This window comes from Aestuariispira ectoiniformans, from assembly GCF_025136295.1.
GTDB lineage: Bacteria > Pseudomonadota > Alphaproteobacteria > UBA8366 > Aestuariispiraceae > Aestuariispira_A > Aestuariispira_A ectoiniformans.
This window is the reverse complement of sequence record NZ_CP062788.1, coordinates 692,746-706,327: the sequence shown is the minus strand read 5'-3', so window position 1 is coordinate 706,327 and position 13,582 is coordinate 692,746. Positions and strand designations below refer to the sequence as shown.

At 57.0% G+C, this 13,582-nt stretch carries 15 protein-coding genes; 7 read left to right on the top strand and 8 right to left on the bottom strand.

Annotated features, from left to right (window positions below; all coding sequences use genetic code 11):
• Positions 1–87: 87 nt before the first annotated feature.
• From IF205_RS03515 to IF205_RS03505, 3 genes are read left to right on the top strand one after another with little or no spacing between them, the layout of a single operon-like run.
• A complete protein-coding gene (locus IF205_RS03515) occupies positions 88–684 on the top strand; it encodes a YqaA family protein (RefSeq protein WP_259781912.1) in 597 nt (198 codons plus the stop codon).
• 3 nt (positions 685–687) lie between these two features.
• Positions 688–1,191: a disulfide bond formation protein B gene (locus tag IF205_RS03510; RefSeq protein ID WP_259781911.1), complete on the top strand. Its 504-nt coding sequence runs from the start codon at positions 688–690 to the stop codon at positions 1,189–1,191.
• A 32-nt stretch (positions 1,192–1,223) separates the two neighbouring features.
• On the top strand, positions 1,224–1,790 hold the full coding sequence (locus IF205_RS03505; RefSeq protein WP_259781910.1) for a demethoxyubiquinone hydroxylase family protein: 567 nt from the start codon (positions 1,224–1,226) through the stop codon (positions 1,788–1,790).
• Between the two features lie 11 nt (positions 1,791–1,801).
• Here the strand turns inward: IF205_RS03505 and IF205_RS03500 are convergent, their stop codons facing one another.
• Together IF205_RS03500 and IF205_RS03495 are read right to left on the bottom strand one after the other, a co-directional pair.
• A complete protein-coding gene (locus IF205_RS03500) occupies positions 1,802–2,425 on the bottom strand; it encodes a LysE family translocator (protein ID WP_259781909.1) in 624 nt (207 codons plus the stop codon).
• Positions 2,426–2,543: 118 nt separating this feature from the next.
• Positions 2,544–3,248, bottom strand: coding sequence for an SAM-dependent methyltransferase (locus IF205_RS03495; RefSeq protein WP_259781908.1), 705 nt, complete (start codon positions 3,246–3,248; stop codon positions 2,544–2,546).
• A 38-nt stretch (positions 3,249–3,286) separates the two neighbouring features.
• Here IF205_RS03495 and IF205_RS03490 point away from each other — a divergent pair, with 38 nt between their 5' ends.
• Entirely contained in the window at positions 3,287–4,120 is an 834-nt protein-coding gene (locus IF205_RS03490) for an AraC family transcriptional regulator (protein ID WP_259781907.1), read from the top strand.
• A 20-nt stretch (positions 4,121–4,140) separates the two neighbouring features.
• Here IF205_RS03490 and IF205_RS03485 read toward each other — a convergent pair whose 3' ends face one another.
• The 3 genes from IF205_RS03485 to IF205_RS03475 all read right to left on the bottom strand — a co-directional run bounded on the left by IF205_RS03485 (position 4,141) and on the right by IF205_RS03475 (position 6,079).
• Positions 4,141–4,701 carry an HNH endonuclease gene (locus IF205_RS03485; RefSeq protein WP_259781906.1) on the bottom strand — a complete coding sequence of 187 codons (561 nt, stop codon included), beginning with the start codon at positions 4,699–4,701 and terminating at the stop codon, positions 4,141–4,143.
• Positions 4,702–4,811: 110 nt separating this feature from the next.
• Positions 4,812–5,471 (bottom strand): alpha/beta hydrolase, encoded by a 660-nt coding sequence (locus tag IF205_RS03480; RefSeq protein WP_259781905.1) that lies wholly within the window; start codon positions 5,469–5,471, stop codon positions 4,812–4,814.
• Positions 5,468–6,079, bottom strand: coding sequence for a DNA-3-methyladenine glycosylase family protein (locus IF205_RS03475; protein WP_259781904.1), 612 nt, complete (start codon positions 6,077–6,079; stop codon positions 5,468–5,470). The genes IF205_RS03480 and IF205_RS03475 overlap by 4 nt, the downstream gene beginning before the upstream one ends.
• A gap of 53 nt (positions 6,080–6,132) precedes the next feature.
• Between IF205_RS03475 and gluQRS the strand changes: the two genes are divergently transcribed.
• Together gluQRS and IF205_RS03465 are read left to right on the top strand one after the other, a co-directional pair.
• Positions 6,133–6,993 carry a tRNA glutamyl-Q(34) synthetase GluQRS gene (gene gluQRS / locus IF205_RS03470; protein WP_375542672.1) on the top strand — a complete coding sequence of 287 codons (861 nt, stop codon included), beginning with the start codon at positions 6,133–6,135 and terminating at the stop codon, positions 6,991–6,993.
• Between the two features lie 57 nt (positions 6,994–7,050).
• Complete coding sequence (locus IF205_RS03465; RefSeq protein WP_259781902.1) at positions 7,051–7,488, top strand: hypothetical protein; 438 nt, start codon at positions 7,051–7,053, stop codon at positions 7,486–7,488.
• A gap of 145 nt (positions 7,489–7,633) precedes the next feature.
• On the opposite strand, the gene IF205_RS03460 is transcribed toward IF205_RS03465, so the two are convergent.
• The 3 genes from IF205_RS03460 to IF205_RS03450 all read right to left on the bottom strand — a co-directional run bounded on the left by IF205_RS03460 (position 7,634) and on the right by IF205_RS03450 (position 12,740).
• Positions 7,634–7,831: a hypothetical protein gene (locus IF205_RS03460; RefSeq protein WP_259781901.1), complete on the bottom strand. Its 198-nt coding sequence runs from the start codon at positions 7,829–7,831 to the stop codon at positions 7,634–7,636.
• A gap of 10 nt (positions 7,832–7,841) precedes the next feature.
• On the bottom strand, positions 7,842–9,404 hold the full coding sequence (locus IF205_RS03455) for an anti-phage dCTP deaminase (protein WP_259781900.1): 1,563 nt from the start codon (positions 9,402–9,404) through the stop codon (positions 7,842–7,844).
• 129 nt (positions 9,405–9,533) lie between these two features.
• Positions 9,534–12,740, bottom strand: coding sequence for a coiled-coil domain-containing protein (locus tag IF205_RS03450; RefSeq protein ID WP_259781899.1), 3,207 nt, complete (start codon positions 12,738–12,740; stop codon positions 9,534–9,536).
• Positions 12,741–12,919: 179 nt separating this feature from the next.
• Here IF205_RS03450 and upp point away from each other — a divergent pair, with 179 nt between their 5' ends.
• The gene (gene upp / locus IF205_RS03445; protein ID WP_259781898.1) at positions 12,920–13,570 is read left to right on the top strand and encodes a uracil phosphoribosyltransferase; all 651 of its coding nucleotides are present in this window, start codon (positions 12,920–12,922) and stop codon (positions 13,568–13,570) included.
• Positions 13,571–13,582 lie beyond the last annotated feature (12 nt).

The following is a 13,582-nucleotide window of genomic DNA, read 5'->3' as shown; positions in this document are numbered from 1 at the left end:
TGCCTATTCAGGCACGCTTTTCCTTGTTTCTTTTGAAAAAGCCGCTTAAATCCGCATGACTGAGTTGGATTGAATGCTGGATTTTCGATGAACCCCTTTACCTGGCTGCGCTCTCTTTATGACTGGACCATGAGGATGGCGGCCCATCCGCACGCCATGTGGTGGCTGGCGCTGATCGCCTTTTGCGAAAGCTCCTTCTTCCCCATTCCGCAAGACCTCATGATGATCCCGATGATCCTCGCCGCACGGGAACGGGCCTTCCGGATAGCATTGGTGGCAACCATCGCCTCCGTCGCGGGCGGCATGGCCGGTTACGCCATCGGGGCCGGGCTTTACGAGACAGTCGGCCAGCCGATCATCGCCTTTTACGGCTATGCGGAAAAATACGCGGTCTTCCAGGGCTGGTATCACGAATGGGGTGCGTGGATCGTGGCGGCCGGCGCCTTCACGCCGATCCCCTTCAAGGTCATCACCATCGCCAGCGGCGCGGCCGAAATGGACTTCAGTACTTTCGCCATCATCTCCGCCGTCGGGCGCGGGGCGCGGTTCTTTATCATCGCGGCCCTGCTGTGGCATTTCGGCGCACCGATCCGCCGCCTGATCGAAGAACGGTTCGGCCTGATGTCCGCCCTTTTCTTTGCCCTTCTCATCGGTGGTTTTGCCGCCCTGAAATTTGCGGGATAAATCATGCTTGCACCCTTTCTGCGTACGAAAAGCGTATTGCTGCTGACCGGCCTGGCGGGTGTCGCCGTGTTGGGCGGGGCCTATATCTTTCAGTATGGTTTCGGCTATCAGCCCTGTGTGCTGTGCCTGTATCAGCGCCTGCCCTGGTGGATCACCATCGGGGTTGCCTGCCTGGGCCTGTCGGTTGCCCGCAAACGCCCCGGCCTGCTGTCGGTCTTCACCGTTCTGGCGGGCCTGGTTGTTCTGGCCGGTGCCGCGCTGGCCGGCTATCACGCAGGCGTTGAATATGCCTGGTGGCAGGGCCCTGCGGGCTGCAGCAGTACCGTGGACATGAGCAGCATGACGCTGGAGGAAATGAAAAAGGCGATCATGGCGACACCGGTGGTCCGCTGTGATGAGGCCGCCTGGACCCTGTTCGGCATTTCCATGGCGGGTTATAATTTCCTGATCTCTCTGGCGGCCGGCCTGTTTGCCGTTGTCTTCGGCTGGCGCAACCGTCAGGCTTGAGAACGAACCCAAGGTCCAAAGGCGAGGATGGCATGACCGAGAAAAAGCGCAAAGGCCCCAGATACCTCCCCGGCGACCCGCGCCCGGACGCGGACCTGGATCGGATCATCCGCGTCGATCAGGCCGGTGAATATGGCGCGAAACGGATTTATCAGGGCCAGATCGCCATCCTCGGCAAGACCGAGGTCGGCCCGACGCTGCGTCATATGCAGGAACAGGAACAGGAACATCTGGACTATTTCAACGACCAGATCGTCAAACGCCGGGTGCGCCCGACGGCACTCACGCCCTTCTGGCATGTGATGGGCTATGCGGTTGGTGCCGGAACGGCGCTGATCGGGGAAAAGGCCGCCATGGCCTGCACGGTCGCCGTGGAAGAAACCATCGACGCCCATTACGCCGCCCAACGCGACCGCCTCGCCGAAGAAGAGCGGGAACCGGAACTGGTCGCCACCATCGAACGCTTCCGCCAGGAAGAGGTCGAACACCGCGACATCGGCTATGACCACGGCGCGGAAGATGCGCCCGCCTACCCCCTGCTTTCCCAGGCCATCAAAAAAGGCAGCAAACTCGCCATCTGGCTGGCGGAACGGTTTTAAGCAGCCACTGATCAGCTGGACAGCAGGATACGTCCGCCGATCAGCATGAACAGGCCGCCCATGACCGCATCAATGGACCGGCGCGCCCGACGATAGAAGTTCAGCACCACATTGGTCGAGAACAACAGCGCCAGCAGCCCGTACCAGCTACCTGACAGGATTGTCGTGCCAATGATGATCGACGCCCCGACCCAATGTGGCGCACCGGGCTGCAGCACCAGCGACATGATCGACAGCCAGAACAGCGCCGCCTTCGGGTTGCTCATCTGCACCAGAAAACCACGCCGATAGTAATGGAACCCGCTTTTTCCACCGCGGCTTTCGACCACTTTCAAGTCCTGCGATTTCATCGCGGAGCGCAGGGACTTCACCCCCACATAGATCAGGTAACAACCGCCCGCAATTTTAAGGGCCAGTGCCAGTTCCGCAAAGGTGGTCAGCACCAGTGTCAGGCCGGTGACCGACAGGCTGCTCCAGATCAGGGTGCCGGTTGCGATCCCGACCGCCGATATCAGGCCTGCCCGGCGCGAGACCGTCATCGACGTCCCCATGATCGCCAGCGAATTGGGCCCCGGGCTGGTAACACCCAGCAGGAACACCCCATAGGCGGTCAGAATATGCGGCAGATAGTCCATGGCACCACTCCAGTTGAATCGGCGCACAGACTAGTCCCGCCCGGACCATAAAGACAGAGCCACCTGAATTATTTCGAAAGAGCCATTCGAAACCGACCGCACCAAATCGCCCCTCCCCTCAGATGCGAAAAGCGATCCAGGCCCCCCAGAACAGGCTGGAAAAAAAGCGCTGTGGTTTACCAAACCCGGCGGCAGACAGCAGATCGGCAACGACATCCTCTGATTCCGGCGGGTCCGCTCCTTCCAGGATTTTATTCAGTTTTCTCGCAATCTCATCCTCACCCGTCCCATTCATACGCCATCGTTCGGCCCAGGCCGCCATCAAAAGCGGTTGGGCATCATAGGCATAATGGTTTCCCGCAAGGATCAGTGGCGCGCCCTTCTCAAGACGACAGGCAATATCACGGAGGATCGCCTGTTTGGCTTCCTCACCCGGCAAGTGGTGCAGCACGCCAATCAACGTCGCGGCGTCGTACCGCCGGTCCGTCGGCACATCGGCAACACGCCCCAAGACCGGCTTTACACGACCTGCCATCCCCACCTCCGCCACATTGGAAAGCGCCTGGTCGAGCATCGGTTCCGACGGGTCGACCGCAACAAAACTCCAATCCGGTTCCAGCTTGCCTGCAATAGTAATTTCCTGTCCCGTTCCCCCGGCACCTGCCACAAGAATTCTTTTCCCGGAACCGTGCCCGAGGACGGCGGCCAACATACATGCAGCAAGTTCGTGGCAGGCATCATATCCGGCAAGGCCAATCCGGCTTTGTCTTGCGTATTCGGCAGCCCGCGAAGGGTCGAATTTCGCTGCGGTATCAACAGTCATTCAAATCATCCAATATCCGTTAGGGGAGATCTCTTTCTATGCAGTGGGATAAGTTTGCCATAAAATGGATCATCAAAATTGATAAATTGATGATCGAAATGGCCGAAAATCCCATAAAACATGATCGACTGGCTGCCTTCCTCAAAACATTCGGTCTGCGTACAACAGTCAGCAGAGAAGCCTCGTCCGACCCGTCGGCCAATCTTTTCGTTATTGATGATGACGAGCAACACCCGGCGCAGGTTGTCTTCCGTGTATCAGGCGGCCAACCAAGCCGCATCGGCGGCACCATCGTCGCAGCAGCCCGCGTTGACTTCGGCGGACTTGCCAACCCCCTTGTCGGCGCCTTGCCGGAGGAACTGGTTTTTCCCTTCGACCGGCAACCCCAGATGCGAAATTTGGCGGAGCTTCTTGTAGCCGAAGTTCAGGATAACAAATGCGGCGGACAAACCGTGCAAAACCGCCTGTGCGAGATCATGGTGGTTTATGCAGTCAGACAGGCCATTGCATTGGGAACCGTTAATGCGGGCCTTCTGGCCGGGCTTACCCATCCGCAATTGACCCCCTGTCTGGTCGCCATGCATGATGACCCCGCCCATAACTGGCAAACCGCTTCTCTGGCCCGGCTTGCCGGAATGTCCCGCAGCGCCTTCGTAACGCTGTTCAAAAAGACCGTCGGGATGACGCCCGTCACTTACCTGACGACCTGGCGGCTAGCCTTCGGCCGGGCAGAGATTGCCGCAGGTCACAGCGTCAAGGCCGCCGCAGGCCACGCCGGGTTCGGCAGCTCTGCTGCCTTCTCGCGGGCTTTCACCCGGCAATACGGCTACCCCCCAGCCACTCTCAAGGCTGTGGGCACATCGCAGGATTGAAAAATACGTTGGTTTCCGGATCAGCTGTCCAGCTCGGCGTCCCAATAGAGGAAGTCGTTCCAGCTTTCATGCAGGAAGTTTGGCGGGAAGCTGCGGCCGTTTTCCTGAAGCTCCCAGTTGGTCGGCTGGCGCGGGGTGCGCAGCAGCGGCATATTCGCCTCCTTCGGGGTGCGCCCGCCCTTGTGCAGATTGCACGGGCTGCAGGAGGCAACGACATTTTCCCAGGTCGTGCGGCCGCCATAGGTGCGCGGCACAACATGGTCGAAGGTCAGATCCTGGGCAAAGAACGGATCGCCGCAATACTGGCAGGTCAGTTTATCGCGCAGGAAGACATTAAAACGCGTAAAAGCCGGCCTTTCGGCCGGCTTTATATACTCTTTCAACGAAATGACACTGGGAAGGGCCATGGTGAAGCTGGGGCTGTGGACCTGATTGTCATATTCGGCCACGATATTCACCCGGTCGGACAGAACCGCCTTCACCGTTTCCTGCCAAGGCCATAATGACAGGGGGTAATAGCTGAGCGGTCTGAAATCCGCATTCAGAACCAAAGCCGGACATCGCTCCAACAGAGCCGTCATTCGAAGTATCTCCTTCGCGTTAAACTCCTGCGTTCGAGTCTACCCCAGTTATCCACAAACCTTCAACATTTAGTGTGGAAAACTTGCCAGATATCATATTCTTGTAATGATTATGGTTCCGGATTGAAACATTCGACCAAAAATTCCGCCCCTTCGCGGATGCCTTCAGCGTCAATTCCATGGTCCAATCCGGGCCGTTCGACAAGTTCCACAGTCAAACCCTGGTCCTCTAATATCTGATGCGCCTGACGCGATGCTTCAATAGGGACCACGCTGTCCAGTGTACCATGAATCAGGCGAATGGGAGGCCAGGATGTTATCTCCGACGGTAATTTATCGCCGCCCACCAGCATCCCGGAATACCCCAGCAGGCCCGCCGGTGTCACACCCCGGCGCAACCCCACATGCAGGGCCATCATCGTACCCTGGCTGAACCCCACCAAAGCCAGCGAGGTATCCATCAGGTCAAAGCGGTCCAACTGTTCGTCGATGAAAGCATTCAATTTGGGCGCAGCCGCATTCGTGCCCAGCCAGCGCTGATGCAGCGTATCATCGGTGAGCGAGAACCACTGTAGCCCGATGGGTGCGACCTCGCAGGCATCCGGTGCGTTGGGTGCGATGAAATGGGCATCCGGCAAATGCGGGGCGAATAAATCGGCCAGATCGATCAGGTCCTGTGCATTCGCGCCATAACCATGGATCAGCATCACCAGTTGTTCCGGCCTGCCGCCGCCCGCCGGACCCTGCTCGAGAAAGCTCAGCCCAGTCATTCCGGTGCGCCCTTGTAATAGTGCCAGAGGAACAGCGACCCGACACTGCGCCAGGGGGACCAGTCCTCCACAATGCCGCGCGCCACCTTGGGCGTCGGCCTCGCGTCGAGCTTTTTCAACCGTTTCAGCCCTTCCTGCAGGGCAAGGTCATCGGCGGGAAAAACATCGGGGCGGCCAAGAGAAAACATGGCATAGATTTCGGCTGTCCAACGCCCGATCCCCCGCAGGGCGGAGAGTTCGGCGATGACCTCTTCATCGCTCATGGCCGGGAAACGGTCCAGATGCAGGTCACCCCCCACCACCGCCTGCGCCAGGCCGATGGAATATTCCACCTTACGCCGGGACAGGCCCGCACCGCGCAAGGCGTCTTCCTCCAGTTCCAGAAAGGCCTCTGCCGTGACTTCCGGCATCAGGGCCTCCACCCGCCCGATAATGGCCGCCGCCGCATGGACGGAGACCTGCTGGCCCACGATGATCCGCATCAGCGTGTGAAATCCATGGGGACGAATGCGCGGTTCGGGATAGCCGACCAGGTCCAGACCGGTTGCCACATGGGGGTCGCGATCCGCCAGATCGTCCAGCCCCTGTTTGATGATATCCATATCCATGACGTTGATTTAGCCTCTTTTCAATTGCGCCGCCAAGCGCCATTTATGGGATCATGTTGACGATGACCACCCGATTTGCGCCCAGCCCCTCTGGCAGGCTTCATCTGGGCCATGCCTATTCGGCCCTGTTCGCCTATGAACAGGCCATGCAGGCGGGCGGGCGGTTCCTGCTGCGTATCGAGGATATCGACATCACGCGCTGCAAACGGGAATTCGAAGACGGGATCAAGGAGGATCTCGCCTGGCTGGGGTTGACCTGGGAAGAACCGGTCCTGCGCCAGTCGGATCATTTTGCACGGTATGAAGCCTTCCTGCACAGCCTGGAGGAAGCGGGTCTGACCTATCCCTGTTTTTGCACCAGACGCGAAATCCAGGCAGAGGTGGACAATGCCCCGCGCGCGCCCCATGGACCCGACGGCGCGCTATATCCCGGTATCTGCAAGCATCGCCCGAAAGCCGAGGCGGATGACCTGATCGCACAGGGCACCCCCCATGCGATCCGCCTGCATATGGACAAGGCGGCGAAACTGGCAGGACCGCTTACCTTCACCGACCGTGCGCTTGGGCAGATTGCGGTTGATCCGGAAAGCTGTGGCGATGTGGTGCTGGCCCGCAAGGACGTGCCGACCAGCTATCACATGGCGGTCACCATCGATGACGCCCTGCAACATGTCACTCTGGTCACACGCGGCGAGGATTTGCTCCACGCCACCCATGTGCACCGGGTCCTGCAGGCACTGTTTGGCCTGCCGGAGCCGGTTTACCATCACCATCCCCTGCTGACCGACGAGACCGGCAAACGTTTCGCCAAACGGGACAAGGCCCCCACCCTGCAGGCCCTGCGCGAAAGCGGCCAAAGTCCTGACGATGTCAGGGCCCTAATTCAATTGCACCGCCCCAAATCATTAGTATGATACCTCTCGGATGAAAAAAAGCGGCTGGCAAAAGCCGCAAAAGGGGCCTGTTGAGTAATGATGATCTGCGAGGTCGATAACGACCATCGGCATATTTATACCTATTTCAATAACGTGATCACCTTGCAGGACTGCGTCGATATGTTCGACACGGTGGCCGCCCGGATCGAACCCGGCGCGCAATACCGTCAGATCAATATCTTCGACAGGAATTCAAAACTGCATCAGATGGATATCGACGCCATCAAACTGGCCCAGAGCCATATGGCGGAAAGCTTCAATGCCAAAGGATTGCAGCGGCCGCGCTCTGCCATGGTCAGCCTGGACGAACTGGCGGAACCGGTTCTGAACTACTGGTGCGCCCTTTGCGACAACAACCAGGCCATCACCGCCGACTATCGCGTCTTCAGCGATCTGGAGGAGGCTTGCGAATGGGCAGGCATTCCGTCGGAGCCGACCCTGGATTTCATCGCCACCTCACAGGCAAAACGGTAGGACCAGAAGGCCCCCCTCCCGGAGCCTCAACCCTCTGGCATCAATCCTCGCCCAAGGCCTGTTTCAGCAGGATATAGAGCTTGCCCACATCGGCGGTAAGCAATTTGGACTACAGTTGCGTTTTTTAACTTGTTTCTAGGTAATTCTATGTCCGAGGCACCGCAAAAATTCCAGACCGCGCCACGCGCCGAATAGCCTCTCGCCTTAACGCCTTCGTTTTTGCACTCGTAAGGCTAATAACTTTTGCTTTAACTTCGGTTTTTTTTGCTGTCTTACGTTCAGGTGAAGCTTCACCATCCAGCTTTAAGGACAACTGCTTCGACTGAGCATCTTTCTTACTCATAGCATTTCCCCTACGAATCCCTAGAATCACTATGCTCTTTTTCTTCTAAATCTGCAATGACCTTCGCTTCATACTCGGCGTTTGAGTCTAATGCAATCTGAAGAACGGGATTCACTTTTTTTGGGTCCTGCACAACAACATACCCATCTTCTTTTCGTTCCCCTCTTGGGGTGAACAATTTCCTGAATTTTCGTGGTGCGACACCATCGTATTGCCGAAAAATCACTCGCGTTTTGTCATTTGGGTTTTCTGTCACAGCATCCGAATGCAGGTCAGTTGCAAGACTTTTCCTGTATGGCTCAATGTAAATCACTTCTTTGATACCAGCAGCTACAATATGTCTTGCACAATTATGACAAGGGTAGGTTTTTGAATATAGCGTCGACCCGACAAGAGAATGCTTTCCCTCTCTAGCAACAGCTAATATTGCTTCCATCTCCGCATGAATTGACCGTGAAAACTCTATTAAGTTACTTATATCTGTACTTTGTATAATTTCTTTTAATTTTTCCTTGTCAGAATCTTTTTTAACTAATTCTTTCTCATTAGCCTTAATAATTATGTCATCAATTATTGCATTTTTTCGGATTTCATTGTGGCATTTTTTCTGCTTCCATTTAAAGCAGCGGTTATCCAAGTCTTCAACTTTTTGGTCGTGAATGACATATTGATCGTCTTCGCAGTATAGACCGCCAGTAAACTTGGGGACGTCATTCCATCCTACAGAGATCAATTCACCATTTTTTGAAACAATAGCAGCACCAACTTGCCTCGACATACAGCCCGAATTCACCGCTATAGAACTTGCTTCATACATTGCTGACTCTGCTCTATTTGGTGTGATAACTTTGGTACCGAAAATTAGGTCAAGATAACGTTGAACTTTAACTCTTAAAACATCTTCTTTTTGATCATTGCAGATAAAAAAATCTGCTTTTTCAAATATCTTCCTAGTTTTTTGGCCGAATGAAATTACTTCGTTATCATCTCTGGAAGTAATGGTCCGCACATCGTCTTCCTTCGCCCCGTTATCAATCAAACGTTGGCGCCTGATTTCATCTGGCGAAAACACTCCAAATACACAGAGGGTAGCACCATAAATTTGCTTAAGAAGCTCTAACTCTTCGGGATTTTTAAGAGAATCTATTATATATGCCCGTCTACCAGGGAGTAATAGATGATCCTTGTAGCCATCATTAGCCTTTCTAAATTCAACAATTTTTTCAATCGACTTTTCGATCAGATAATTGTTACCGTATTTTTCTCGTAACTCATTACCCGCATTCTGAAGTGCTTGAATTCTTTTGGAAATCGGCGTCTTCGGAATAGTTGATGTGCTTACCCTGTGGGCTTCATTTTCAATTATGTCGCTGGGTTTGATAATTTCACATACTTTATATCCAAACCGACTCTTTAAAAGATCTTCTATTTGTGCCGCGACTGTAGAGACCCCTGATGCAACAGGCCCAATAAGTGCAAACACTAACTCTTGAGACAACCGGTCTTTAATATCCGTGGCAACGCCAGTTCCAGTTTCATCGTTCGCATGTATTTCTGAAGCTAAATTTACCATAGGACTACACGCCTAATAATAGATTAAGGACAAACATCACACCAATGAAGATTAGTCCATTGAAATATAGACGCAAGTAATTTGGTAATAGGCCATCGTAAAAAGCGCGATGTATTGATAATTTCGCTATCAGTCCTCGCCCAAAGCCTGTTTCAGTAAAATGTAGAGCTTGCCCACATCGGCGGTAAGCAGGGTGGATTCCATCAGGTTTTCCGGGTCGGACTTCTGGCATTCCCGCAACAGTTTGTCGAACTGCTGGACATAGCGCAGGATATAGGCGCGGGCCTCTGAATCCTCCTGCATGCGCGCCTGGATACGGGTCAGGACCGCGGTCGGTTTCTGGCGCAGGATCGCCCGGGTAAAGACCCCGCGATCCCCCTTCACATAGCGTTTCCATTCCGTTTCCGGAACGTCTGCATCCATGATGCGGGTCAGGTCAATCGCCGTGCTGTTCAGGTCTTCCAGCACATAGCGCACGGTCTTGAGGAAACGGCCTTTCTGCGCGCTTTCTTCCAACCCTTTGATCTCGATGAGTTTATCGCCTGCCCGGTCCGCCGCTTCCAACAGCTTTTCGGTCTGGCTGTCGAAGGTGACGATGCTTTCCTCTGCCTCGGCCGCGGCCTTCTTGACCGTACCCGCCAGTTGTTTGGCGCTGGCCTGGGCGCGGGTGGCAGCCTGATGCAGGGCGCTGGTGGCCCGTTCGGAAGACTGGTTCAGGTTCTGCGTCTGCTCGTCCAGCGTGCTCGCCATTTTCGAGACTTTCTGGTGCGACAGGTCTCCCGCCGCACTTAATTCTTCCGACTGCGCCTTCATCAGGTCGGTCAGGGAGGTCAGGCGTTCCCTGACCTTGTCCGCCTCCTCACCCATCCGGCCGGACTGGCTGGCGAAGGCATCGGAGATCATCTGCACGGTTTTGGCGGCATCTTCGGCGCTTTTCGTCAGGGTATCGCTCAGGGCCTTCATGCCTTCCTGATTGTCGGACATCTGCATGCCCGCCTGGACGGAGGCGCTGGTGAGACGTTCCTTCTGCTGGTAGAAGCGCTCGCCCACTTCTTCCATCAGGGCCAGCGCGTCGGCCACGCTTTCCTTGAAGCCACCGGCCTCACCCCGGAAGGCGCTGCCCGCCTTGTTCAGGCGCTCGCTGACGGTATTCATGGCATCCTGCAGGGCCAGGACCTGATCTTCCAGGTTGTTCTGGATTTCCAACGCCCGTTCGGCTGACTGGGCAGAAGCCCCGCCCAGTTGATCGGCCTGCGCCTTCACGCTCTGCCGGATCGCCTCGCCCTGTTCGGACAGGGTTGCCGACAGGTCGCCCAGAACCTTGGCATCCTCACGCAGTCCCTCGCGGATACGTGCCGCCTCCTGCGCCGCCTTCTCAGACGCCTGGGTCAGGTCGGCGGTGTGATATTTGATGGTGTCGCGGATTTCACGCACCTGAACGGAGGCATGGTCGGAGGCACTGCGCAGGTCCTTGCTTTGCTGGGCCAGGATTTCGGCGATGGAACGCGCCTGCCCTGCCGCCCAGTCGGAGGATTCCCGCAGGCCGTGGCTTTGCTGGCGCAGGCTTTCCGCCATGCTGCGCGATTGTTCCAGAACCGGGGCCAGCACCCCTTCGGCATCCTTTGCGCCGTCACCCAGAACGGTCCCGATGGCCGCCATCCGCTCCGCCAGCAGGTTTTCCACCTCGACCGCCTGCTGGTAGGTGCGTTTGGACGCCTCGCCCAGTTCCTGGGCCTGGGCATGCAGGGCCTCGCGGATGGCTTCCGCCCGGGCGGCGGCCAGATCGGTCGCCTTGGCAATTTCACCGGCCTGTTCCCGCAGGGCCTCGCCCAGTGTTTCCACCTGTGCCGTCGCCTGTTCGGACACCAGCTTCAGCGCACCCGACTGCATATCGACGGACCGGTTCACGGTTTGTGCGTGATCCGACAACTGTGCAGACAGGTTGCCCAGTTCCTCGGTCTGTTCGGTAATCGCGGATTTGATGCTGGCGACCCGGTTGGCGGACTGATCCACCGCCTGGGCCAGATCCCGGCTCTGGTGCTGCAGGGCAAGCGTGATGTCCTGCACCTGTTCGCCGCCCTGTTTCAGGCTTGCCTGCAATTTCGCCGTCTGTTCCGTCATCAGGCTGCCCAACCGTTCACCAAAGGCGCTTGCCTGATCGGACAGACCATCGCCCAGGCTGTTGCTGCCGCGCCGCGCCTGTTCGAACATCTTGTTCAGGTCATGATCCAGGCGCACGAAGACCTCATGAATGCGCACACTGGTCATTTCGGTCTGGTCACGCAGGGCCTTGGACAACCCGTCCAGACGGTCGCCCGCCTTGTCGGCAAATTCGTTGAGCGCATCTTTCTGCAACTCGAAGCTGTCACCCAGTCGATCCTCGATCTGTTTGACGATTTCGCGCAGGCGCTGGGCGATATCGCCTGCCTTGATATTCACGGATTCCACCGCCTGGGTCATATGATCGCTGGTACGGTCAAGCTGATTGCCGATGGATGTGGTCCGGTCCAGCGCCCGTTCGGACGACTGGGACAATTGTTCCACATAGCCGTCGATCAAGCCGCTCATATCCTCTACGCGGCTCGCCGCCTTTTCCGTGGCGGCGACCACATCGCTGGCCTGCGCCTTGAGGCTGTCGCTGACCTCTTCCGACCGGCTGCGCGCCAGTTCGGCGGCATTGGTCAGGCCGGTGATCTGCTGTTCCACGGTTTCGTCGATACTACGGCGCTGCTGCTCCAGCCGGTCCGACAGGCTTTCCAGTTTGTCCGACTGCCCGGAAAGGGCACTGCGCACCTCGCCTGCGTGATCCACCGCCCGGTTCGAGGCCGTGGACAGGGCGGATGTCCGTTCCTGCAGCAGGGTGGTCAGCGCCTCGATGGTTTTCTGCGCCTCGTCACTGACGGTTTTCAGCTCTGCCGCCTGGGACCGCAGGCTGTCGGCCACAGTTTGTATGCGGTAATCCGCGTCTTCCGCCGGATAGGTCAGCAGGGCCAACTGGCGTTGCAGCATCTCGGTGTGATAGCGCAGGGAGTGGCCGCGTTTGGCATAGGAGGCGGCGAACCAGAAAAAGGCAATCGGCGCGAAAACCCCCGCCACGCCGCCCGCCAGTTCATGCGGCAGCATCTGCGAAAGCAGGTCCCATCCAAGGAAACGGTCGACATACCACACGCAGGTGCCCAGCCAGGCCAGCGATATCAGGCTCGCAAAAGCCGTCAGGCGGCGGTTGAAACGCCGGGACCCGGCCCGCGTCTTTGCCAGGTCTTCCGGTTTCGGCCCGTCAAGCGGCCGTTGGGCGCTGGGCAGTTTGGTGATTTCCGCAGACATGTGGTTCGTCATACCCCCTGTTGATCGCAGAAATTTACCAGATTTCCCCGGAAATACAGCCCTTTTTGACGATCATGCAAAGAAAGCGCAGGATTATCAGCCGCATGATCTTGGCGGATCGGCTTGCTGCGGTTATTTTGGGGGCGGAAACAATCCCCTATTCACAATAAGAATGAGCCGGGTCAGAAGCCATGCAAAGCAATCCCGAATTCCCCTGCCTGCACGTTGTCGATCATCCGCTGGTCCAGCACAAGCTGACCCTGATGCGGAAAATTGAAACGCCGACATCGCAGTTCAGGCAGTTGCTGAAAGAAATCGCCCTGCTGATGGGCTATGAAATCACCCGTCACGTGCCCCTGACGACGGAAAAGATCGAAACCCCGCTGCAGGAAATGGACGCACCGGTCCTGGCGGGCCGCAAACCGGCCATCGTCTCCATTCTGCGCGCCGGTCTTGGCATGGTCGACGGGCTGCACGCCCTGATGCCGGGAGCCCGCGAAGGCCATGTCGGCCTCTATCGCGATCCGGAAACCAAGCGCCCGCACGAATATTACGTCAAACTGCCGGAACCCGGCGGGCGCCTGTTTATCCTCTGCGACCCGATGCTGGCCACCGGCCACAGCGCGGTTCATGCCATGGACGTTCTGGTCCGCCACGGCGTGGAGGAACATAACATCCGCTTCATGTCCCTGGTTGCCGCCCCGGAAGGCGTGCGCACCTTCCAGGAACATTATCCCAATGTTCACATCTACACCGCCTCACTCGACGAAAAGCTGAATGAAAAGGCTTATATCGTCCCGGGTCTGGGCGATGCCGGCGACCGGTTGTTCGGCACGAAATAAGGCCATAACGCA

Coding starts and splice junctions, on each gene's coding strand:
- IF205_RS03515 (WP_259781912.1), top strand. CDS start 88: ATGAACCCCTTTACCTGGCTGCGCTCTCTTTATGACTGGACCATGAGG.
- IF205_RS03510 (WP_259781911.1), top strand. CDS start 688: ATGCTTGCACCCTTTCTGCGTACGAAAAGCGTATTGCTGCTGACCGGC.
- IF205_RS03505 (WP_259781910.1), top strand. CDS start 1,224: ATGACCGAGAAAAAGCGCAAAGGCCCCAGATACCTCCCCGGCGACCCG.
- IF205_RS03500 (WP_259781909.1), bottom strand. CDS start 2,425: ATGGACTATCTGCCGCATATTCTGACCGCCTATGGGGTGTTCCTGCTG.
- IF205_RS03495 (WP_259781908.1), bottom strand. CDS start 3,248: ATGACTGTTGATACCGCAGCGAAATTCGACCCTTCGCGGGCTGCCGAA.
- IF205_RS03490 (WP_259781907.1), top strand. CDS start 3,287: ATGCAGTGGGATAAGTTTGCCATAAAATGGATCATCAAAATTGATAAA.
- IF205_RS03485 (WP_259781906.1), bottom strand. CDS start 4,701: ATGACGGCTCTGTTGGAGCGATGTCCGGCTTTGGTTCTGAATGCGGAT.
- IF205_RS03480 (WP_259781905.1), bottom strand. CDS start 5,471: ATGACTGGGCTGAGCTTTCTCGAGCAGGGTCCGGCGGGCGGCGGCAGG.
- IF205_RS03475 (WP_259781904.1), bottom strand. CDS start 6,079: ATGGATATGGATATCATCAAACAGGGGCTGGACGATCTGGCGGATCGC.
- gluQRS (WP_375542672.1), top strand. CDS start 6,133: ATGTTGACGATGACCACCCGATTTGCGCCCAGCCCCTCTGGCAGGCTT.
- IF205_RS03465 (WP_259781902.1), top strand. CDS start 7,051: ATGATGATCTGCGAGGTCGATAACGACCATCGGCATATTTATACCTAT.
- IF205_RS03460 (WP_259781901.1), bottom strand. CDS start 7,831: ATGAGTAAGAAAGATGCTCAGTCGAAGCAGTTGTCCTTAAAGCTGGAT.
- IF205_RS03455 (WP_259781900.1), bottom strand. CDS start 9,404: ATGGTAAATTTAGCTTCAGAAATACATGCGAACGATGAAACTGGAACT.
- IF205_RS03450 (WP_259781899.1), bottom strand. CDS start 12,740: ATGACGAACCACATGTCTGCGGAAATCACCAAACTGCCCAGCGCCCAA.
- upp (WP_259781898.1), top strand. CDS start 12,920: ATGCAAAGCAATCCCGAATTCCCCTGCCTGCACGTTGTCGATCATCCG.